Source organism: Oenococcus kitaharae (assembly GCF_025758695.1).
GTDB classification, from domain to species: domain Bacteria; phylum Bacillota; class Bacilli; order Lactobacillales; family Lactobacillaceae; genus Oenococcus; species Oenococcus kitaharae_A.
On sequence record NZ_JANJQP010000003.1, the window covers coordinates 238,782 to 260,826 of the forward strand.

The 22,045-nt window shown below is 42.8% G+C and carries 20 protein-coding genes and 2 tRNA genes; 18 read left to right on the forward strand and 4 right to left on the reverse strand.

Annotated features, from left to right (window positions below; translation table 11 throughout):
* Window positions 1–2: 2 nt before the first annotated feature.
* From ligA to rbfA, 8 genes are all read left to right on the forward strand, one after another.
* Window positions 3–2,060 (forward strand): NAD-dependent DNA ligase LigA, encoded by a 2,058-nt coding sequence (ligA, locus tag NRF22_RS07370; RefSeq protein ID WP_263779913.1) that lies wholly within the window; start codon window positions 3–5, stop codon window positions 2,058–2,060.
* A complete protein-coding gene (locus tag NRF22_RS07375; RefSeq protein WP_263779914.1) occupies window positions 2,047–3,216 on the forward strand; it encodes a CamS family sex pheromone protein in 1,170 nt (389 codons plus the stop codon). Before ligA ends, NRF22_RS07375 begins: the two co-directional genes overlap by 14 nt.
* A 101-nt stretch (window positions 3,217–3,317) precedes the next feature.
* Entirely contained in the window at window positions 3,318–3,788 is a 471-nt protein-coding gene (rimP, locus tag NRF22_RS07380; RefSeq protein WP_263779915.1) for a ribosome maturation factor RimP, read from the forward strand.
* A gap of 2 nt (window positions 3,789–3,790) precedes the next feature.
* A complete protein-coding gene (gene nusA / locus NRF22_RS07385) occupies window positions 3,791–5,209 on the forward strand; it encodes a transcription termination factor NusA (protein WP_263779916.1) in 1,419 nt (472 codons plus the stop codon).
* A 10-nt stretch (window positions 5,210–5,219) separates the two neighbouring features.
* Window positions 5,220–5,561: an RNase P modulator RnpM gene (gene rnpM, locus NRF22_RS07390; protein ID WP_263779917.1), complete on the forward strand. Its 342-nt coding sequence runs from the start codon at window positions 5,220–5,222 to the stop codon at window positions 5,559–5,561.
* 34 nt (window positions 5,562–5,595) lie between these two features.
* The gene (locus NRF22_RS07395) at window positions 5,596–5,847 is read left to right on the forward strand and encodes a 50S ribosomal protein L7ae (protein WP_412178724.1); all 252 of its coding nucleotides are present in this window, start codon (window positions 5,596–5,598) and stop codon (window positions 5,845–5,847) included.
* Window positions 5,844–8,354, forward strand: coding sequence for a translation initiation factor IF-2 (gene infB, locus NRF22_RS07400; protein ID WP_263779918.1), 2,511 nt, complete (start codon window positions 5,844–5,846; stop codon window positions 8,352–8,354). The genes NRF22_RS07395 and infB overlap by 4 nt, the downstream gene beginning before the upstream one ends.
* On the forward strand, window positions 8,347–8,712 hold the full coding sequence (gene rbfA / locus NRF22_RS07405; protein WP_263779919.1) for a 30S ribosome-binding factor RbfA: 366 nt from the start codon (window positions 8,347–8,349) through the stop codon (window positions 8,710–8,712). The genes infB and rbfA overlap by 8 nt, the downstream gene beginning before the upstream one ends.
* Before the next feature lie 50 nt (window positions 8,713–8,762).
* On the opposite strand, the gene NRF22_RS07410 is transcribed toward rbfA, so the two are convergent.
* Window positions 8,763–10,079, reverse strand: a complete 1,317-nt coding sequence (locus NRF22_RS07410) for an LCP family protein (protein ID WP_263779920.1) — start codon at window positions 10,077–10,079, stop codon at window positions 8,763–8,765.
* 72 nt (window positions 10,080–10,151) lie between these two features.
* Between NRF22_RS07410 and NRF22_RS07415 the strand changes: the two genes are divergently transcribed.
* The 6 genes from NRF22_RS07415 (at window position 10,152) to NRF22_RS07440 (ending at window position 16,082) form a co-directional block, all read left to right on the forward strand.
* Window positions 10,152–10,820 (forward strand): phosphatase PAP2 family protein, encoded by a 669-nt coding sequence (locus tag NRF22_RS07415; RefSeq protein WP_263779921.1) that lies wholly within the window; start codon window positions 10,152–10,154, stop codon window positions 10,818–10,820.
* A gap of 93 nt (window positions 10,821–10,913) precedes the next feature.
* On the forward strand, window positions 10,914–11,558 hold the full coding sequence (locus tag NRF22_RS07420; RefSeq protein ID WP_263779922.1) for a deoxynucleoside kinase: 645 nt from the start codon (window positions 10,914–10,916) through the stop codon (window positions 11,556–11,558).
* A gap of 86 nt (window positions 11,559–11,644) precedes the next feature.
* Window positions 11,645–12,946: an ABC transporter permease gene (locus tag NRF22_RS07425; RefSeq protein ID WP_263779923.1), complete on the forward strand. Its 1,302-nt coding sequence runs from the start codon at window positions 11,645–11,647 to the stop codon at window positions 12,944–12,946.
* A gap of 11 nt (window positions 12,947–12,957) precedes the next feature.
* Window positions 12,958–13,629, forward strand: a complete 672-nt coding sequence (locus tag NRF22_RS07430) for an ATP-binding cassette domain-containing protein (RefSeq protein WP_263779924.1) — start codon at window positions 12,958–12,960, stop codon at window positions 13,627–13,629.
* Between the two features lie 46 nt (window positions 13,630–13,675).
* A complete protein-coding gene (gene serS, locus NRF22_RS07435) occupies window positions 13,676–14,992 on the forward strand; it encodes a serine--tRNA ligase (RefSeq protein ID WP_263779925.1) in 1,317 nt (438 codons plus the stop codon).
* Window positions 14,993–15,125: 133 nt separating this feature from the next.
* Complete coding sequence (locus tag NRF22_RS07440) at window positions 15,126–16,082, forward strand: Dyp-type peroxidase (RefSeq protein ID WP_007745612.1); 957 nt, start codon at window positions 15,126–15,128, stop codon at window positions 16,080–16,082.
* A gap of 92 nt (window positions 16,083–16,174) precedes the next feature.
* Here the strand turns inward: NRF22_RS07440 and NRF22_RS07445 are convergent.
* Window positions 16,175–16,248 (reverse strand) — tRNA-Thr (locus tag NRF22_RS07445).
* Between the two features lie 250 nt (window positions 16,249–16,498).
* Here NRF22_RS07445 and NRF22_RS07450 point away from each other — a divergent pair.
* Window positions 16,499–17,446 carry a hypothetical protein gene (locus tag NRF22_RS07450; protein ID WP_263779926.1) on the forward strand — a complete coding sequence of 316 codons (948 nt, stop codon included), beginning with the start codon at window positions 16,499–16,501 and terminating at the stop codon, window positions 17,444–17,446.
* A gap of 89 nt (window positions 17,447–17,535) precedes the next feature.
* Here NRF22_RS07450 and brnQ read toward each other — a convergent pair whose 3' ends face one another.
* Together brnQ and NRF22_RS07460 are read right to left on the reverse strand one after the other, a co-directional pair.
* The gene (gene brnQ / locus NRF22_RS07455) at window positions 17,536–18,903 is read right to left on the reverse strand and encodes a branched-chain amino acid transport system II carrier protein (protein ID WP_412178728.1); all 1,368 of its coding nucleotides are present in this window, start codon (window positions 18,901–18,903) and stop codon (window positions 17,536–17,538) included.
* Window positions 18,904–19,254: 351 nt separating this feature from the next.
* A tRNA-Leu gene (locus NRF22_RS07460) sits at window positions 19,255–19,336 on the reverse strand.
* Between the two features lie 287 nt (window positions 19,337–19,623).
* Here NRF22_RS07460 and rpmB point away from each other — a divergent pair.
* The 3 genes from rpmB (at window position 19,624) to NRF22_RS07475 (ending at window position 21,936) form a co-directional block, all read left to right on the forward strand.
* On the forward strand, window positions 19,624–19,824 hold the full coding sequence (gene rpmB / locus NRF22_RS07465; RefSeq protein WP_007745617.1) for a 50S ribosomal protein L28: 201 nt from the start codon (window positions 19,624–19,626) through the stop codon (window positions 19,822–19,824).
* Between the two features lie 87 nt (window positions 19,825–19,911).
* On the forward strand, window positions 19,912–20,262 hold the full coding sequence (locus tag NRF22_RS07470) for an Asp23/Gls24 family envelope stress response protein (protein WP_028291895.1): 351 nt from the start codon (window positions 19,912–19,914) through the stop codon (window positions 20,260–20,262).
* A 9-nt stretch (window positions 20,263–20,271) separates the two neighbouring features.
* Window positions 20,272–21,936 carry a DAK2 domain-containing protein gene (locus NRF22_RS07475; protein WP_263779928.1) on the forward strand — a complete coding sequence of 555 codons (1,665 nt, stop codon included), beginning with the start codon at window positions 20,272–20,274 and terminating at the stop codon, window positions 21,934–21,936.
* Window positions 21,937–22,045: the final 109 nt, after the last annotated feature.

Consider the following 22,045-nt stretch of genomic DNA (forward strand, 5'->3'; position numbering starts at 1 on the left):
TCATGAATCCAGAAATCAATTTCACGCCAATTGAACAACTCAGTTTTACTCAGGCTCAGCAGGAAATTAAAGATCTTTCTGACGAACTGATCAAATGGGGCCGCGAGTATTACGAAGACGATAATCCTAGTGTTGAGGATTATGTTTACGATGCCAATTATGCCCGCTTAGTTGCCCTTGAAAAAGCTTATCCGACCTTAGTCATGCCTGATTCGCCTACTCAAAGGGTCGCAGCTGGCAATGCAGCACAAACTGAGTCACGCGGCTTGGCTAAAGTTGTCCATCCGGTTCCGATGCTGTCTTTAGGAGATGTTTTTTCGATTCAAGAATTGATGGATTGGGATGCTGTGACGACGAAGAATGCTGGCAGCCAGCAGCACTACAACTTGGAATTAAAAATTGACGGCTTGGCTATTTCCTTAAAATATGAAAACGGTCGTCTGATCCAGGCTTCGACACGAGGGGATGGTTCGATCGGCGAGGATGTTACGGCCAACGTCCGCACGATCAAAGAAATTCCAGAGACTCTATCCGAACCTTTAACGATTGAGGTTCGCGGCGAGATTTATATGGGAAAAGCTTCATTTGCCCGTTTGAACCAAGAAAGAGATGAAGCAGGCGAAGCTGTCTTTGCTAATCCGCGTAACGCAGCTGCCGGTAGTCTGCGTCAGCTGGATCCAAAAATAACCGCAGCTCGTCAGTTATCGTCATTTATTTACTACACAGCTCAAAATGATGTTTTAGGCACTGATACACAATCAGGTGTGCTGGCACGTTTTCGGGAATTAGGTTTCCCTGTAAACGCTGATAATCGTGTGATTACAAAAATGGCGGATGTGAAGGCATATATTGATGAATTCACGGCCAAACGCGATCAGCTGCCCTTTGGTATTGATGGTGTGGTTGTCAAAGTCAACGATTTAAATATGGAAAACGAACTGGGCAATACCGTCAAGATTCCGCGCTGGGCCATTGCCTATAAATTCCCGCCGGAAGAGGCTTTGACTGTTGTTCGCGACATCACTTGGACTGTAGGCCGGACCGGCGTTGTCACACCGACTGCTGTGATGGATTCAGTGCTTTTAGCCGGGACGACTGTTCGACGGGCCAGCCTGCACAATCCTGATTATCTGCAAGAAAAAGACGTGCGTATTGGAGACACGGTCACGCTGCATAAAGCTGGCGATATTATTCCTGAAATTGGTCAGGTCATTATAGATAGGCGGCCGAAGACGGCCGACCAGCCTTATCCGATTCCCAGCCGCTGCCCTTCTTGCGGTTCAGAACTTGTGCATGTCCAAGGCGAAGTGGCTTTGCGCTGCATTAATCCTGAATGCCCGGCACAAATTCAAGAAGGCTTGACTCATTTCGCTTCTAGAAATGCGATGAATATCGATGGTTTAGGACCACGCGTGGTCCAGCAGCTTTTAGACAGAAAGTTAATCAGAAAAATATCTGATTTGTATTCTTTGACAGAGCAGCAATTGACCGGACTGGACAAATTCGCTGAATTATCGGCTAAGAATCTAATTGCCGCCATTGACCGTTCCCGCCAAAATTCGGTTGAACGCTTATTAACAGCCTTAGGTATTCGTGGTGTTGGTGCTAAAGCGGCTAAGGTCTTAGCTGCTCATTTTAAAAATCTACGCAATCTGCAGAATGCTTCAGCCCAAGAGATTGCCGATATTGACGGCATCGGGGAGATCATGGCAGACGCCGTTGTCCAATATTTCAATACGGAATCGGTTGCTCAATTAGTTAATGAATTGGACAATTTTCAAGTCAATTTCGATTATCTGACCAGCAGCAATATTGATGAGAATAACTATTTCTTCAATAAAAAGATTGTTCTGACCGGAAAATTAGATCACTGGACGCGTCCACAAATGCAGACTTGGCTGGAAGAACATGGTGCGAATGTTTCCTCATCTGTATCGTCAAAAACAGATTTATTAATTGCAGGGCACGATGCAGGTAGTAAACTAGATAAAGCGAGTAAATTAGGTATCAAAATTATTAATGAACAGGATTTTAGCGATTTAAGCAATGCAGCAGAATAGACGCGGACTTACAATTACACAATTTTTAATTCTTCTTTTTGCTGTGCTGCTTGTGATTGTCGGCGCGTTGTATTTTTTTAATAATCGTCAGCCTGTCAGCACAAGCAGCAGTTCATCCAGCCCAAGCAGTGTGCAGGTGATTAATCAAAATAATCAGCAGGGTGAATACCGGTCGGTGATATCCAATGGCAATTATCTGACCTCTTCGGCGCGCGGTATGACTGTAACCACGGAATCGAATTTTAACGCTCAGTCCTTTGAACTTTCATTAAATGAATTGTCAAAACGCTTTTTTTCGACCCGCAGGTATATTTTTCAAGAAGGACAGTATTTGTCATCTGACCTGTTGAGCTCATGGCTGGACAGATATTCCAACAGTAATCGCAGCGGCCTGAACCCCCCTGATAACGGCCGAACCGATGATAGCCGCAACCCTTATTATTTACAGTCAATTGAAGAAAATGATTTTATGAACCAGGTGAATGGCACCAAATTAAATTTGGAGGGCATGACTATCGGCCTTGCTATGAATCGAATTGATCATTATACCCGCGCACTCGGAGGGCCGGAATATACTCAGAATATTTCTCGTGCTGAGATGATTGCACAAGGCCGCACAGCTGCTGCCAAAGTATTGCGGCGATTGCGGTCTATGAACCAAATCCCTAAAGATCTGCCTATTTTAATCGTGATGTATGAGAATGCACCGGAGGATTCGTTGGCAGGCGGTGCCCCCTATGCTTACTATTTATCAAAGTCCGGCAATACTGTTGGCAAGTGGACCAATGTTGATTTTCAAAATGTTGTTTTCCCTAAAACTGATACTGACCGGTCATCCATCGGCACACAAGATAATACTAATTTTGTGAATTTCAAAAACGAGATTCAAAACTTTTTCCCGAATATTTCCTATGCAACTGCCCAAGCTCACTATGAAAACGGCAGTCTGAACGGGCTGAATATCAATATTAATACAAGCTTCTATTCTGTTTCGGAAATTAAAGCTTTTGCCACTTACATTGCGGAAACTGCGCCAAAATATTTTAACAACAGTATTCCGATACGAATTTCGTTAAGTGCTTCAAATCAGCTCATGGCGGTCATTACCAAGGACAGCAACAGCAGCTACAGAATTATTTACTTATATAGTTATTGATATATCCTCACGGGCAAGTTATAATAGACGTAACTTGATTTACTGAAGTAAATGAGTTGGCATCTGCCAGCTCATTTTTTATGGGTCAAGCCAATTCGAAAATGAATTCAAAACAACTAGAAACAATTAAAGAACGCATCAGCCCAATTGTCAAAAAACGTGAGTTGATGTTGTGGGATGTTAGTTTCTTTGGTGCTGCCTCACCGGTATTAACGATTTTAATTGACCGTCAAGATAAGACACCGATTACAATGAATGAAATTTCCGAGATCACGCCTTTTATCAGTGAAGCAATGGATCAAATTGAACCTGATCCGTTTCCAGACCACTATAATCTGGATATCTCCTCTCCGGGAATTGACCGCACGATTAAAAGTAATGACCAATTAGCTTGGGCTGTCAGTGAACCAGTCAAGATCAATTTTTTTGAAAAAATTGATGGCCAGAAGAACGCTGAAGGTATTTTACTCGACTACTCAGATTCTTATATTGAGCTAAAAAATTCAGCAGAACAAATTGAAGATTTTCCGAGAGACAAAATTACAAAAATCTCGTTAAACCAGGAGGTATAAACATGGCATCAGATTATAGAAAAGAATTATTTTCTGCTTTGCAGGCACTGCAAGCTGAAAAGGGAATTAGTGAAGAAGATGCAATTGCTTCTTTAAAAGATACGCTGGTAACGGCTTATAAAAAGAATTTTGAAGGCGAGACTAATGTTGAAGTTGATGTTGACCCTGAAAAACAAGAATTCAATCTTTTGCAGATTAAAGAAGTCGTTGCTGATGGCGACATGATCGACCCTTATTCAGAAATTTATCTAAAAGATGCACGTGAGATTAATTCAGCATATGAGGTCGGTGACCAGATCAAATTTGAAATCAATCCACGCAACTTTGGACGTTTGGCTGCACAATCCGGCAAAAATAAATCAACGCAATTAATTCGTGAGAAAGAAAAAGAAGCGATTCATGCACGGTATGAAGGCTTCGAACACGAAATTGTTTCTGCACGTGTTGCGCGTGAAGACCAGCGTTTTTTGTGGGTAACGATGCCTGATGGCCAAGAAGCGGCTATGGGCGAAAAGGATCGTATTCCAGGCGAAACTTATAAAGTCGGCGATCCGATCAAGGTTTTGATCAACCGCGTTGAGGATTCAGCCACTCGCGGACCTCAAATATATGTATCACGAACTAGTCCTGAATTGGTAAAGCGTTTGTTCGAACAGGAAGTTCCGGAAGTTTATGACGGTGTCGTCGTGATTGAATCTATTGCTCGTGAAGCCGGTGATCGTTCGAAAGTTGCCGTCCGTACGACTGATCCTAATCTGGACCCTGTCGGGACTTTGGTTGGCCCGCGCGGTTCTCGTGTCCAAGCGGTTGTTAATGAGCTCCACGGGGAAAATATGGACATTGTGGAGTGGGTTGAAGATGAGGCACAGTATATTGCTAATGCTTTGAACCCCGCTGAAGTTGTGGACGTTATCTTTAATCCTGACAATGACAATGAGGTAACTGTGATTGTGCCTGATTATCAATTAAGTCTGGCTATTGGAAAACGTGGCCAAAATGCACGTTTAGCAGCTAAATTAACCAAATTCAAGATTGATATCAAATCAGAGACACAGGCAGAGAACGATCCTCAGCTGCAGGCTATTTTGGAAGAATCCGCTAAATATGCCGATGAAGATGATGAATCAGTTGATGAAAATGATGCTGGTGATTTAGAAGATGAGACAGAATATGCTGATGCAGGTGATTATTTCGTCTCAAATGATGAAGATGGCCAAAGTGAAGATGCGGACGATAGTGCCGACGCCGCGCCAGTAGATGGCACTGATTCAGATAAGGCTGCAGCTGCCGCGAAAAAAGACATGAGTGCCAAAGAGACCAAAGAGGCACAGGATGAATTCGCAGCTGCTTTGAATAATGTTGATTTTGACGCGGTTTTGGAAGAAAAAGAGGGCGAAGAAAAGAAGGACGAGGATAAGTAATTAGTTTTTAATGGCAAAAAATAAGACACAATTCCGCAAGCGCAAAATTCCGATGCGTCAAGACGTTGTCAGTGGCCAAATGCTGCCTAAAAAAGATCTTTTGAGAATTGTTAAAGCTGATGATAAACTTTTGCATCTTGATCCCAGCGGCAAAGTCAATGGTCACGGCGCCTATATCAGCGTAGATGTTACACTAGCTAAGAAGGCAAAAACGGAAAAAATTCTTGACACTGTCTTCGAGATGTCTGTGCCGGATGATTTTTATGACCAGCTAATCGACTGGGTAGATCATCAGCAAGCCAGAAAGGAACTTTTCAGTCACGAACAAATTATTAAAGCAAAAAATTCTTAATTATTTCGGCTTAGCGAGAAGAGCCGGACTGCTTGTGACTGGACAGGAATTAGTTGCAAAAGCCATTAAGAGGCAGAATATTGCTATCGCGATTATCGCTTCTGATGCAAGCGAAAACACAAAAAAAGATTTTAAAGATTTAATCCGAGGAAGAATTACTATAGTTAATCAATTTTCAAGTACAGAAATCAGTCAAGCAATTGGAGAGCCCAGAAAAATTCTTGGCATTACTGATCTTGGCATAGCAAGAAAAATCAAAGAGTTATTAAAGGAGGTGACTTTATGACTGAAGAAGAAAAGAAACGACGCCCATTGGTCCATCACATTCGAAAACAATCTGCTTCTCAATCTGAACTGCCAGCATCGCAGCGTCGGCATTCAGCAGGTCTTTCGAGTCGTGCACAAGGTGAGAGAAGAGGAGAATCAACCCAGAATTCGCCAGAGCCTCGTCAACGGCGCCGCGTTAGTTTTGAATCTAATACTGGCCGTCCAGCACCAAAAGATCATCGTCCTATTAGAGCGGGATCTGCTAGTGCGCCAACCGGTACTGGCAATAATGATTCGCGTAATCAGCAGAGAAGACCGTTAAGCCAACGCCCACGGGGCAACGGCAGGCCAGCTTCTGTCAATAGCAATGCCAATGACCCGCTGCACCGCACACATACACATAATCCTTTGCCCAATCAGCATCCCACGACCAATCAGCACAATAATCATCGCGGTGCGAACCGTCCGTTTAATGCGCAGAACAGCCAAAATAGAAATAATAACACCCACAAACCGAATGCAGCGCAAAATGGCAGTGGCCGTTTTGGCGGCGCTTTAGCTTCTGGCAACAATTCGGCTCGAAATAATACACGCCGTCGGAATCAGACAACACCAGGTACAACAGGTACGCATTTTGTTAGCGGTCCAGCAAGGGGCACGCAGAGGAAGTCTGAACCAAAAGGATCCAAGAAAGCACAGCGTATCGCAGCAGCAACGGCAGCGAGAAATCGTCAAAATGAGCGTAAGGAACAGCCGTTACCACAAGTTTTGGAATATCGTCTGGGCATGAATGTTCAAGATATTGCCAAAATTATTCATCGTGATGTTACCGAAATTCTTAAGAAGCTCTTTTTGCTAGGTGTTGTCGTTAACCAAAATCAGAGCTTGGATGCTGATACGATCGAATTGTTGGCTGCTGATTATGGTATTGAATCCAAGCAAAAAGAAGAAGTTGATGTTGCTGATATTGATCGCTTCTTTAATGAGGATGATAATGATATCGATCCAGCTAAGCTAGTTCCCCGTGCGCCAATTGTCACAATTATGGGACATGTTGACCATGGTAAGACAACCCTGCTTGACTATTTGCGCCATACACATGTGACTGCAGGCGAAGCAGGCGGTATCACACAGCATATCGGTGCTTATCAGGCTCGATTGAATGATCGGCTGATCACATTCCTTGATACACCTGGGCATGAAGCCTTCACGGAAATGCGTGCGCGTGGTGCTAATGTCACAGATATTACGGTTCTGGTTGTTGCTGCCGATGACGGTGTTATGCCCCAGACGATTGAGGCGATTCACCATGCGCAAGCTGCGAAAACGCCAATCATTGTCGCAATCAATAAAATTGATATTCCAGGTGTCGACCCGCAAAATATTGTGAATGAATTAATGGAATATGATTTAGTTCCAGAGGAATATGGGGGCAGCACGATTGAAGTGCCAATCTCAGCCAAAACAGGCGAGAATGTTGATAAACTTCTTGAGATGATTTTGCTGCAGGCTGATGTTATGGAATTGAAGTCGGATCCAACGGCCAAAGCGCGAGGCTCTGTTATCGAAGCTCGTCTGGACAAGGGTCGCGGCGCCGTTGCTACTTTGCTAATTCAGCAAGGCACCTTGAAGACTGGTGACCCAATTGTTGTTGGCAATACATTCGGACGTGTTCGGACGATGAACGACGCTTCGCATCACAATATTAAATCCGCGCTTCCAGCTACGCCGGTTGAAATTACCGGGCTGAATGAGGTGCCACAAGCCGGTGATCACTTTGTCGTGATGGATTCTGAAAAAGAGGCTCGTGAAACGGGTGAATCTCGTGCAAAGGCTGCAATGGAAGAGGAACGTAACAACGGCACGGTTGTGACGCTGGATACCTTGTTCTCTACGATGGCTAAACAAGAGATGAAGACAGTTTCTTTGATTGTCAAAGCTGATGTGCAGGGATCTGTCGAAGCCCTAGCTTCTTCGCTTAAGAAGATTAAGGTCGAAGGCGTTCGAGTGGAAATTATCCATGCTGGCGTCGGTGCTATCAATGAATCTGATATTAATTTAGCCGAGGCTTCTGGTGCAATTATTATTGGCTTTAACGTTCGTCCGGTGGGTCAGGCCAAATCCGATGCAGAGCAGAAACATGTCGATGTTCGTCTATATAACGTGATTTATGATGCCATCAACGAAGTTGAGTCCGCTATGAAGGGCCAGCTGGAACCTGTCTATAAAGAAAAGAATCTGGGTTCGGTTGATGTTCGACAATTATTTCACTTTTCTAAGATCGGCACGATTGCTGGCGGTATGGTGACTGACGGTGTTATCACGCGTGATGCTAAAATCCGCTTGGTTCGTGATGGCGTTGTTGTGTACGATGGCGTGCTTGCCTCACTCAAACACGAAAAAGATGATGCTAAAGAGGTCAAAAAAGGCTTTGAGCTTGGTTTGACGATTGCCAATTTCAACGATGAAAAGGTTGGCGATGTGGTCGAAGCCTACACAATGGAAGAGGTCAAGGCAAATGCCTAAACGTGAGAAATCACCGCGGCTCCTGCGTGTAGAAGGAACAATCCAGCGTGATTTGGGTCAGATCCTTGTCAAACAGGTCTCTGATCCCAGATTAGATGATGTCACGATTACTGGTATTGATATGACGGCAGATTTTTCCATTGCCTATGTCTATTGGACCATTTATTCCGATCTTGCTAGTTCTGGTCAAAAAGCAGCAGCTGGTTTAGAGGCTGCCAAGGGACTCATCAAGCGTGAATTGGCAAAGAAAATGACAACTTTTAAGATCCCTGATTTGGTCTTTAAACGTGATAAAGCAATTGAATATGGCGACCATATTGAACAATTGATTGCTAAGTTAAATAAACAGTCTAAGTAAACTGATCAAAACGAAAACCGCAGGTGTTTGCCTGCGGTTTTTTGATTGCACTATTTAGTAGAATCGTCGGATGAGGAAGATTCACCGGTTACTGGTGGGGCAGATGAAGCGGTACTGGAGGCAGCCGGTGCTGTATAGGCTGGAGCCGTGTAGCTGGAAGAGTAACTGGCTGCCGGTGCAGCGGGCGGTGTATAGGTATATGATTGCTGGCTGGCAGCTGTGGCCGTTGAGTCTTGTGTGCCATCGTCAATCACGACACCGTTGCTGACAGTTCCGGCAAATTTAGGTCCGGTTTGTCCGGCAGGCAGACCCAAAAACTTTCTAATTTTGTCAGTTGCGCGTTGTCTTTCTTTAGTTGGAATAATTTCAAAGGAAATCAGGCCATACTTATAACCGACTCCTTGCAAGTGGTCAGAATCAATTCTTTTAATCGCGCTGCGATATTTTGATCCCAATGCCAGCATGTCGTTGAAACTCAAATCAGTCTGTGCTTGTTTTGATATTGAATTCAGAAAACGCTGATTAATAATTTGTGGAATCAAGCTACCGGCTTTTTTGGCGATAGCTTCCAAAATTAAGCGCTGACGCAAGGTTCGGCCGTAGTCGCTTAGCGGGTCTTCATAACGCATACGGGCAAAAGCTAAGGCAGCTGTGCCGTCCATCACACGTGAAGTTTTAGTGAGGTTAATGCCGTCAGCATAATAGCTGTATTGATCAGAATCTTTTGTAAAACGGTAAAGATGCGCGCCATATGCGTGTGCTGTATCTGATGAAAAAGCAAATGATAGCGGTGATTTCACGCTGATACCACCAGCCCGATTAACAACCTCTTCGAGTGCACCCATGTTGACGATGGCGTAAAAATCAATTGGTACGTTCAACCATTTCTGTACTGTTCGAATGGTGGTTTCGGGATGCCCTTGTCCATTTGCCGGATATTCATAGGCAGCATTTATTTTTTGTGGGAACGTATCTTCATAACCAGGGATGGCGATCATCGAATCTCTTGGAATTGACATAAGGAGCGTCCGTTTTGTTTTCGGATTGATGGTTACGAGTATCATCGAGTCTGTTCGGCCAACCCAGCTTCGGCCGAGCTCGCCTGTATCAGTACCCATGAGCAGGATGGAAACAGGCCGCCCATCATTTAACACGGAATTGACGTCACGGCTTTTCTTCAACTTCGTCGGCACAAATGTATTAGTATTGATGGCACCTTTTATATTGGAATAGGCAATGAAAAAAGTAATACCGATTGCAATAAAGAACACTCCGAAAACAGTCAGGAGAATATTTCTGATTAAATGTCTATTTTTTTTGCCGGGGCGGCGTTCTCTTCCGGCTTTTAATGGTTTGGTTTTTGGCATATCTTACATTCTATCTAAAGTTCTAATTTAAAACATTAAAGATTACGGCTTTGTTACAATAGATGGTGAATTATGATTGTGGATCGGGATAGAGCACGAAAGCCCTTAATTTTTATTTTTGCTTTCTTATTTTTGATCGTTGTTCTTTTGATGTGGCGTTCGTCATTTATGATCAATTTGTTTGACGACTTTGCAACACGTTTTCTCTCACAGCCCCATAGCTTTATTTGGCATGTGATTCTATGGCCGGCGGCCCATTTAAGCCGTCCTTTGATTATTGTACTTTTTATTTTGGCAATCGCTTTCTATATGTGGGGCAGCAACTTCAAAATCCCGGCTCTTTGGTTTTTACTGACAACTTTGACTGCATTTCCTATCGATGCGTTGCTGACCCTGCTGATCCATCGGCCGGCGCTGGCAGGAAGGCCGGTATCAATTGGAAAAACATTTCCTAGTCTGCCGGTGCTGCTGACTTTTCTGCTGCTGCAATTCTTCTTTGTTTTGCTGGTTCCAGAATTCAATAAAAAGGCCAGAAAGGCTAAAAATCGTACGATTACGTTTATGATTTTCTGGCTGCTTCTGGTCTGCTTGTCAGTTATTGCTTTCCACTACAATAGTGTGCTGGATGTTGTGAGTGCACTGCTGCTGGGTTATGCTTGGTTTCTTTTTTCAGAAGAAGTGTATTTTGAATATGCAGGCCTTTTCTCTCGTTTGAAAACTTTTCGCGGCAGCTGGATTTGATTCGCGTTTACACGTTTTTATGTATTTCATAAAAAGATTTGACATTATCTGCTTAAATTGTCAAATTATATAAAGTAGCATTTAGGAGGAAAAATGATCGTTTTAGCAGGAACTATTGGGGCCGGAAAAACAAGCCTGACTGCTTTGCTGGCTAATCACCTAGGAAGCAAAGCAATCTATGAAAGCGTGAGCGACAATCCAATTTTGCCGCTATTTTATGACGATCCGAAGAAGTATGCCTTCTTGCTGCAGATTTATTTTTTAAACAAGCGTTTAGATAATATTAAAAATGCACAAGAAAATAAATTGGATGTCATCGACAGATCAATTTTTGAAGATGCGCTGCTGTTTCAATTAAATGCAGATCTAGGCCGTTCCACAGAGACTGAGGTACAGATTTACAAGTCGCTGCTGACCAACATGATGGAAAAGCTCACGGAACTGCCTTCTAAAGATCCGGGCTTGCTAATCCATGTTCGCGTTTCTTTTAATACGATGCTGGACCGGATTCAAAAAAGAGGGCGGTCATTTGAACAGATTTCGGTTCACCCTGACTTATATACTTACTACGAGGAACTCAACAAGCGTTACGAGGCTTGGTATGCTTCCTATGATCGCGGCCCTAAGATGGAGATCAATGGCGACAAGTATGATTTTGTGGAATCAAAGCCCGCTGCCGATGAAGTTTTAAAACAAATAGATGCAAAATTATTCGATCTCGGAAATCTGGTTGGATGAGATGATCACAGGATTAATTTTCATTTAATACTTATTTAAGCACCCTTTAATTTTCCAATAATAATCTGCTACTGTTAGGAGTTTTTATGGATTACATAAAACGTGCTTTTTTGTATCTTCGACGAAGAATCGGAAAAAGCCTTTTATTGATTTTGGTCACAACCACAAGTCTGATCGTGATATTAACCGGTCTAAGTATTCAGAATGCACTTCTCAAATCCAGCGAAAATAATAAAAAGCCCCTTGGCAATACAGTCATTTTATCGTCTCGTCATCATCAACTTACACAAAAGGCCTTATTGAGCGGTTTTGCTAGTACGGGTTTTTGGTCGTATCCTGCCGCCGATTCTGGCCAGGCAGCAGTCAGCCGAAAAATTGCCAAACGGCTTGCGCAGCTCAATAACGTTGTCAGCTATCAGATCCATTCTCAAACACAAGTAAGAGCGGCTTCTTTTCGACTGCCGCCCTTGAAAGCTAACAGCAAACAGTCAGTGGAAGCAACAATTCCGCTTTCCAGCAACCAAATCACGATTTTCGGTCTATCCACGAATTTAGACGATCCGAACTTTCAAGCAAGAAAATATGCCATTATCAAAGGACGCGGCATTTATAATTCTGATTTAGGCAGCCATAATGTTGTGATCGAAAAAAGCTTGGCTTTAGCGGATAATATTGATATCGGTCACATTATCAGGGTACGAAATTCTCAAAGCCGCGTCAGCAGCCTTAAAGTGGTTGGCATTTATACTGCTAAGGGTGCTAATGGGCATTTGTTTCGAGCCCTTGAGGATCCATCAAGAACTATTTTTGCAAGCTATAGTTTGGCCTCAAATCTGGCAGGCAATGCTGGTGTGGTTACCCAAGCAGCTTATACTTTAGCGAATCGTAAACAAGAGCGTGCATTTATGGAAAGAGCTAATCAATTGATTCCTGCCTCTTTGCAGCTGACAAGTAATGACCAGCTCTACTTGGCTGTCACTACTTGGATTCAGGACTTGTCGAGAACCGCACTTCGTTTGATCTGGTCGGCCGTGATTGCAGGCAGTTTGATTTTATTCATCATTTTAGCGATCGTGGCCAGAAAACGGCAAAAAGAAGTGTGTTTGCTCATGGCCTTGGGTGAAAAAAAAGGAAAAATAGCCGGACAGTTTTTTATTGAAACGGGCTTGGTTTTATTGATCTCCTTGATTTTAACCGGGGCATTCGGCAGTTTCTTTAGCGGCTTGATTGGTACACAGGTTATTGCCCATCCCGCATTTTTTTCAACGCCGCTTGATATTAACAGTTTAATCATTTTGGTCGTCTTAGGCATCATCATGGTATCTGTGGCCACTGGGCTTTCATTGTTTATTGTTCTTCGCTCCAAATTTGATCGGATTGCATTTTAAAAAAGTATTTCATGACATTAACAGTTCAAAAATTGACGCAATACGCTGATCACAGCAAAAAATATCTCTATAAAAATGTCAGCCTTAAATTCGATAATGCACGTTTCTACGCCATTACCGGCCAGCGAGAGTTGATGCTGTTTTTAGCCGGCCTCAAGTCTCCAACTTCAGGAACTGTCAACTTTAATGGCAAAAATATCCAAAAAATAGGATTAAATAAATATCGTAATGAAAAAATTTCTTTACTGTTTTCTGATGGCAACTTGATTGATTATATGACGCCTGTTGAAAATATTATGTCAGCATTATCAATTACCAATTCCAAACATGCTGGCAGCAAACGCTATGCGATGGACTTATTGTCTCAGGTTGGTGTCGAAAATAGTTTTCTGAAACGGGTCGTCGCTGATCTTTCGTTAGAACAACGACAGCTGATCGCCTTGGTACGCGCCTTGGCAGTTGATGCGCCAATTATTTTGGCCGATAATCCGACAGAAAAATTAGATACAGCCGCTGCTCAAAGACTGTTGACGGCTTTTGCTGCAGCAGCACACGAATGGAAAAAAACCGTCATTATCAGCACAGATAGTGAGGAACTTGCTAGTCGAGCGGATGTCAGAATTAAATTTCAAGACCACCATTTTGTAACAGAGAAATTATCGTCCCCTCAAAGCACTAAATAAGAATGCTTTTTAAGATTTTTTCTATTGCCAATGTATAATCGAATATATGTTAGATATTAAGTATTTGAGAAATAATCGCGATGAAGCAAATCAACGTTTGCTGGACCGCAATGTTGCTGATGGTGTTTTGGATCAACTGCTAGCTGATGATGAAAAAAGGCGTTCGCTGATTAAAGAAGTTGAGCAGTTAAAGGCAAAACGCAACCAAGTTTCTGATCAAATCGGTGCGGCCAAGCGTGAAAAAGATGACGTTTCTGCTAAAAAAGCCATCGCTGATATGCAGCTCGTTTCTGACCAGATTAAAGATCTCGATCAACAAGTAACGGCAATCGATAAAATTGTTCACGATCAAGAGGCACAGTTACCGAATTTAGCTGATCCTCGTGTCCCAGTGGGGCCTGATGACAGCTATAACGTGGAACAAAGGACTTGGGAACCGGCTAATTTGTCGGGCCGTCCGGCTGCTTTCTCAAAAACGCCTGATTGGCTGAAGCCACATTATGATATCGGCGAGGATTTGGGAATTTTAGATTTTGAACGAGGAGCCAAAGTTTCTGGAGCGCGTTTCCTATACTATGTCGGTGCTGGTGCCCGCTTGGAACGCGCCATTTATAATTTTATGCTTGATGAACACCGTCGCGAAGGTTACACGGAATTGCTGACACCCTATATGGTGACCAATGAATCAATGTATGCGACTGGTCAATTCCCGAAATTTGTCGATGATGCTTATGAAGTCGGCAAAGACCAGGCTATGACAATGATTCCGACGGCCGAAGTTGCTTTGGTTAATTGGCGCCGCGATGAAATCATGGACGAATCCGAATTGCCGCTTTATATCACGGCTTTGTCACCGGCTTTTCGTCAAGAAGCTGGGGCTGCCGGCAAAGATACGCGCGGATTAATTCGCCTGCACCAATTCAATAAAGTCGAAATGGTTAAGTTTACAAAACCGGAAGATTCTTATGATGAATTGGAAAAGATGACTGTGAATGCGGAAAATATTCTGCAAAAACTGGAACTGCCTTACCATGTAATTCGCCTCTCGACTGGCGATATGGGCTTTGGGTCGGCCATGACTTATGATCTAGAAGTCTGGTTCCCGACGCAAAATAAGTACCGCGAAATTTCTTCGGTATCGAATGACGAGGATTTTCAGGCTCGTCGTGCGCATATTCAGTATCGCGATGGGGATGGCCGTTTGCATTTTGTCCACACGTTAAATGGCTCTGGACTCGCTGTCGGCCGTACAGTTGCTGCTATTTTAGAGAATTATCAAAATGAAGATGGTTCGATCACAATTCCAAAAGTTCTGCGTCCTTATTTCGGCGAAGATAAGATCGACCAAGAACATCGCAATTAAGTAATGAAGCCTTATAGTGAAGGCTTTTTTTATTTTGAAAGAAGAGTTTAATTTGCCCTTTCAGATATGATACGGTGGAATTATCCTTTCAATATTTATTGAATCGCCGAATTTGTAAAAAAAGAGGTAGAAAATGACAATCAATCCAGATAGAGCACAAGATGTATGGAAAGATGTGGGCGAGCATGTGCAGTTTACGGTTTTGCGCCTGCTGAGAAAAGATCAGCAAAAAGATCAGCAGGCCATTGCAGAATTCGCTGATCGGTCGCAAGCGATTATCCGTTCATTAAAAATTCGTGATGCCCATTTAGCCACAGAATCAGGTTTGAAAGTGGCTTTTGGTTTTAGCAAGAAGGCTTGGGAATACTTGTTTCCCAATGCGTCTCAGCCAAAAGAATTGGAAACGTATGAAGGCCTGACCGGTCCGGAGTACGCCATGCCAGCTAGCGAGGGCGACATATTTTTTCATATTCGTGCCAGTAATGAGGCCGTCGTCTATGAAGCGCAGACACAATTTCGCCGCTTTTTAAAAGACATCACTGAAGTTGTTGATGAGACAAAGGGTTTTCGCTATTTTGAAGGGCGGGCTATTATCGGCTTTATCGATGGGACAGAAGCACCGGCCGTACAGGATGCCGCCGGTTACGCTTTAATCGGTGATGAAGATCCTGATTTTATCAATGGTTCGTATGCTTTTGCCCAGAAATGGCAGCACGATATGGATTTTTGGAATCATTTGAAGACCGAAGATCAGGAAAAAGCCGTTGGGCGCGAAAAATTCAGCGATCTGGAATTAGAGGATGCTGATAAATTTAAAAATGCGCATAATGTGAGCTCTAAAATCGAAATTGATGGGCAGGAACAAAAAATTATTCGTATGAACGTGCCTTTTTCCGATCCGGCTTCAGGTAAAACAGGTACCTATTTCATGGGATACGCTAGGCATTGGCATATCACTAAGATGATGCTTCAGCAAATGTTGGATACATCGGATTTCCTTTTGAAATTCTCCACAATTTTGTCAGGCCAACTCTTCTTCATTCCATCACGGGATCTGATTGATAAAATTGCTGCTGGTGAGTTGAATTAAACAATAAAAAAAGGGAATCCTGAATTGGATCCTTTTTTTGTCTGAATTATTCACAACGATATGCTAGAAACGCAGTCATGCAGGCTGATTTATGCCGACTAGAGGATTCGAACCTCCGACCCCCTCATTACTAGTGAGGTGCTCTAGCCAACTGAGCTAAGTCGGCAATCAATTGACTAAAACAGTTTAACAAACTTTAGTCTATATGGCAATTTTCACTGCTGCTTTGCTTTTTGAAATTCTAAAACTCTATTTGTTTTTTATCTTTTAAATTTAATTTTATTTTCGAAAATGAATTCCGAATAACTTTCTAGAGGAGATTAATTGCGACAATCTTATTAATCATCTTTACGTCATTTGCGATCATCAAATCATAGAAGACACAACATGGCGACAGAAAGGAATGGCACAAACATATGAAAACTACTTTTTTACAAGAAAGTCTGTATCTGCTGAAAAGTAAGATATCGCGCGTCGTTCTGGTGATTATTTGCTTGCTGGTCGCTTTTGCTGGATTTCAAGCCGTCAATACTCAGGCAGATTCTTGGCAGGCCTTTAAGATAACTCGTGGAATGTATCAGAGTTCGGCCGAATTCAATCAAGATATTCAAAAGCCTTACCAAATCCAACAACAATCAAATCGTTTTGGCCAAGTCAGTACGACAGTGGATAATAGCGCACGCTATAATTACGAAAACGTGATTCATTCTCAAAATCAACTCCACTCCATTGAATTCACGCGATTTTTATTTGGCTCATTGGGATTAGTTCTATTTCCGCTCCTGACAGGCATTTTGGGAATTTCAATTGCCATACACGATTTTGCCAGTGCGACTTATAAAAGAAAACTGGACAATCACACTTGGCTAGCGGTTTTTTCAGGCAAAGTGCTGACTCTTTTTGCAGCAACTGCCGCCATTTATGTGCTCGCTGCTGTTTTAGCGTCTTTGTTAGGCCTGATTCTGCCGCATTTTGTTAAATTACGAGATCTTTCGGAATATGGTATTTCTCTTCAAGCGTTAAATGCCGGAGATATGATCCTTACAGTCTTGGTGGCCTGTTTGATCGGCGTGGTCACTGCCTTGATTTGGTTTTCTGTTGGCCTGATATGCAAACGTTCATCAATTGCCATCGTTATTTTTCTGATTTATCAGGCGGTGATACCGAATTTGGGTAGAACGGATTTTAAGAATGCGATCATGTCCTTATTCTCCCGATTTACAAATCAGCTGGTCTTGGAGCCCTGGCCATATCGAAGCATCAGTCTGCCACTGTCATTGGGACTGACAGCTGAGTACGTTTTTGGGGCCTTGATATTGGGATATTTTATTTTTTCAAAAAAGCATATCAATTCGTTATCTTAAGTAATGATTTCATTTCTGATTGTTATGCCACTCAAAAAAGGTCCCCAAATGGGGACCTTTTTAAAATATATTCAATACACAAACGATACTCAGTTTGCTTCTGTTTGACTAACCGCGGCTCTTTGCCCTTTGTCAAAAAGCAGATAAAGGCAAGTACCAACAACAGCACCGACCAGGGCCGGCAGCAGCCATCCTAATCCTAGAGACGCAAGTGGCACGGATTGATGGTAAGCCGCAACTAGATCAGATAAGACTGGCAATTTTCCGGTTGGCAGGTTGGCAGCACTATCCAGCAGCGCAGCGGGCAAAGTCATAAATACAACTGATCGGTAGACATACTTGGACCGTTTGAAAAATTTTGCGCATAGAGACAAGCCGATTAAAACCAATGCCAAGGGATACATGAGCATCAGTACTGGGATTGCCCAGGCTACGATATTTGTCAGGCCTGCATTGGCAGTGACAAAAGACCCAACCGTTGTGATTTTCAGCCAGGTTGCATAACTCAATTTTGGAAAAGTCCGGTGCATATCTTGAGCAAATGAGGCACACAAGCCCATCGCGGTTGTAAAAACGGCTAAAGTGACCAAAACACCTGTGAAGACAATGCCGACATTACCCAAAAAGTGCTGAACAATTTGCGCAAAGGCTGTTCCACCATTTGCTGCGACCTTGAACAGGCCTAGACTGCTGGTGCCGAGAAAAACCAGCCCTGCGTAAAGAACTGCTTCGGCTAAAATACTGAAGAATCCAGATTTGGCCAGCATCTTGGGTACTTGTTCTTTTTGATAACCCAGTCCTTGTACGGCGTAAACCACTGTGACCGCAAAGGCTAAGAGGGCCAAACCGTCCATTGTGTTGTAGCCATCAAGAAAGCCTTGGAAAAAGGGATTGCCGCTATAGCTCGGCTGAACTGCCTGATGCAGACTGCCCATCGGTAGTACTAATGCTAATAGAAGGACGATGACTAATAGTGCCAAAAACAAAGGATTGAGGTATTTGCCGATCCATTTAACCAGATTCTTTTGTTTAATTGTCAAAAAGTAAGCCAAGCCAAAGAAGAGAGCTGAAAATATCAGCATACCAAGACCTTGGAAATTCTTGGGCAGAAAGGGTGCTGCACCCATAGAAAAAGCTGTTGCTGCAGTTCTTGGCGTCCCGAAAAAAGGCCCGATTGTTAGATGAAGCAAGACGAGAAAGACTGCTGCAAACCAAGGTGCGACAGGTTTTGCAACGTCGTATACACCTTTACTATTGGTCACGCTGACGGCCAGCATAGCCAAAAAAGGCACGAGTGTGCCTGTGATTAAAAAACCAAGAGTCGCCGTGACCCAATTGCCGCCAGCATTCTGACCCAGTTGAACTGGGAAAATCAGATTGCCGGCCCCGAAAAACATTCCGAAAATCAAAGACGCCAGCAAAACTGTATTACGTCTTTTTTCTTTTTTTGTCATAATTCATTTTCTCCTTTGTTACCATAAAAAAATCGGTCAACTGTTTTTGCAGTTGACCGATTTGAAAAATTTTCAATCTCTCAGCTGCTCGTCTTCGATAAATGACGAGCAGCTCAATAACAGCTCATCATTATGACAAAATAATGATGACGCTGATAATGACTTGTTTAGTTAAAAAAAGACTAGACACTGGAAATTCTCCCTCTAAATATTGGTTACATGAATTAAAACAATTAATGTAATGATTGTCAAGTGATATTTTGCACTTAGAGATAAAAAAATAACCGATTAAAATCGGCTATCGCAAATTTGCTTATAAAACACTTAGTAACGCCTCTAAATCGACGTTTTTTATGCGGATGACAGGAATCGAACCTGCACGAGTTGCCTCACAGGAACCTAAATCCTGCGCGTCTGCCAGTTCCGCCACATCCGCAGAACTTGTATATTTTAGCATGTTGTCCCAACTGATAGCAATAAAAAACACCGACGCTGGTCGGTGTAAGGGATTTTTATAAAGAGAGTTTTATAATTTTGGAAGGGATAGTTATTTATGAAAATCGTTCCTCTGGGGCGTCCTTTGGAACAAGATCATTATTGAAATCCAACATTAAAACAATTTAAAAAACAAGTTAAACGAATATTAAAGCTTTTCAGGACTTAAGATTTGCAATTCAGGCACAAATCATATAAAATTTAAAAGTTACATGTAAGGAGGACGCCATGGCAAAAGATGCTATCACCGGCGCGCGGACTCGTTTTGGTAATCAGCGTTCGCACGCTTTGAATGCCAATCGCCGTTCGTGGAAGCCGAATTTGCAAAAAGTGACCGTTAAGATTAACGGCGACGCTCCCAAGACCGTTTATCTGACTGCTCGTACTTTGCGCGCAGGTTTGAAGAATGGTTCTATCGAACGCGTATAAATTGGGCCGCTGAAAGCGGTTTTTTTATATCTTAAAGCGAAAAGCCAAATTCGAAAAGACTGTTAAAATTTAATCAGAGGTAAAATCATGAGCCTAAAGATGAAGACCAAGATTGGCCAAGTAAATATTGATGATGATGTTATTTCGACGATCGTCGGAACTGCTGCTTCTGAATCCTTTGGTGTGATTGGTATGGCATCAAAGTCTTTCAAAGATGGTGTGAATCAGGTTTTGCAGCGCCCTAATTATGGACGCGGTATTCTAGTATCCGAAGAGAAGGATCAGCTTACCATTGATGTTCATATTGTTGTTGAATATGGTGCAAAGCTTTCCGAAGTTTCAAAAGCCGTTCAAAAGCAGGTTCGCTATGCTTTGGAGAAAAATCTGGGTGTTGTCATTAATCAAGTAAATGTCACTATCGAAGGCATCCGCGCCTAAGGAGATCAAATGGAAATAATTACGAATGTTGAATTTGGTCGGATGATCAATGCTGCTGCCCAAATTTTGACGAAAAATGCGCAGCATATAAATAAATTGAATGTGTTTCCGGTGCCGGATGGCGACACAGGCACCAATATGAGTCTGACGATGCAATCCGGAGCTCAATACGAGCGTGATTCTACGGAAACATCTGTCGCCGCTTTATCGGCTGCGATGTCAAAGGGGCTTTTGATGGGCGCGCGTGGCAATTCTGGTGTTATTTTGTCGCAAATCATGCGCGGTTTTACAAAATACATTGCTAACTTCGATACCTTGGATGCACAGCAGTTTGCTAATGCGTTGAAGGCTGGTACCGAAGCGGCCTATAAATCTGTCATGAAGCCGACCGAAGGCACGATTTTAACGGTTATTCGCGAGTCGGCAGCCGCAGCTGGGCAGACTGCAGCTAAATCCAATGATTTGATTAAGGTCAGCAAGGCGACTTACGATGCTTCAAAAAAAGCATTGGCTAAGACACCTTCGTTGCTCCCTGTTCTAAAAGAGGTTGGTGTCGTTGATTCCGGCGGCCAAGGATTAGTCTTTGTTTTTCAATCTTGGTATGAGGTGCTTTCAGGCAAGACCACACAAGATGATTTGGATACGCCGCCAGATATGGCTCAGTTCGATGAAAAGAGCGATGAGTTTGACGCACAGGTTTCCTTGGATCCTAAAGATATTAAATATGGCTACTGCACGACAGTTCTTTTTGAGACTGGTAAGGGAACAACTTATGATCGTGACTGGAGTTACGATGATTTTTACAAAGATTTGAGTGAATTGGGTGATTCTTTGCTTGTTATCGCTGACGATGGTTTGGTCAAAACACATGTACATACAGAAAATCCTGGTGCTATTTTGACTGAGGCAACGCATTATGGTTCGATTCGTTGGGTCAAGATCGATAACATGCGCGATCAGCAGCAGGCTGTGATCGATCGTGTTGCAAAAGAGCAGACTGAGAAAAAAAGAGAACCTGTTGAGACGGCTGTAATTACGGTTGCTTCTGGTCATGGTGTGGCTGAACTGTTCGAGTCAATGGGTGTGACTGATGTAATTACAGGCGGCCAGACCATGAATCCATCAACCAAGGATTTATTGAATGCAATCAAAGTTAGTGGTGCCAAAAAAGCGATTATTCTTCCTAACAACAGCAATATCTTTATGGCAGCCAGCCAGGCCGCTGAGATGGCAAAAGTACCTGTTGAGATCGTCAAATCCAAGACCATTCAGCAAGGTTTGACAGCCATGCTGGGTTATAATCCGGAGCTTGATGTTAAAGAGAATGCCAAGGAAATGATTGATCAGCTGGATACGGTCAAATCAGCTGAAATTACAAAAGCTGTTCGCGATACTGTTTTAGATGGCAAAGATATCAAACGCGGTGAGTACATTGCGATTGTCGATGGCAAGATTCAGGCGAATGGTCGAAAGATTCGTGATGTGGCTGTTAATGCAGTCAAAACAATGCTTGATGAAGATTCTGAAATTGTCACAGTTATCTATGGCAGTGAATCTAATGAAAAAGAAGCTGACCAATTAGTAAAAGCAATTTCTAAGCTGAATAGTGATTTGGAAACTGAAGTTCATGAGGGTGATCAGCCTTTATATCCATTTTTGATTTCGGTTGAATAATTTTTTAGTTCATAACACAGCATCAAAATCCGTCCTAGGCGGATTTTTTGTTTGGCCCGCCACCAAGAGCTCTTGGCAAAATTGAACAGTGGAAGTAATATAATCTTTC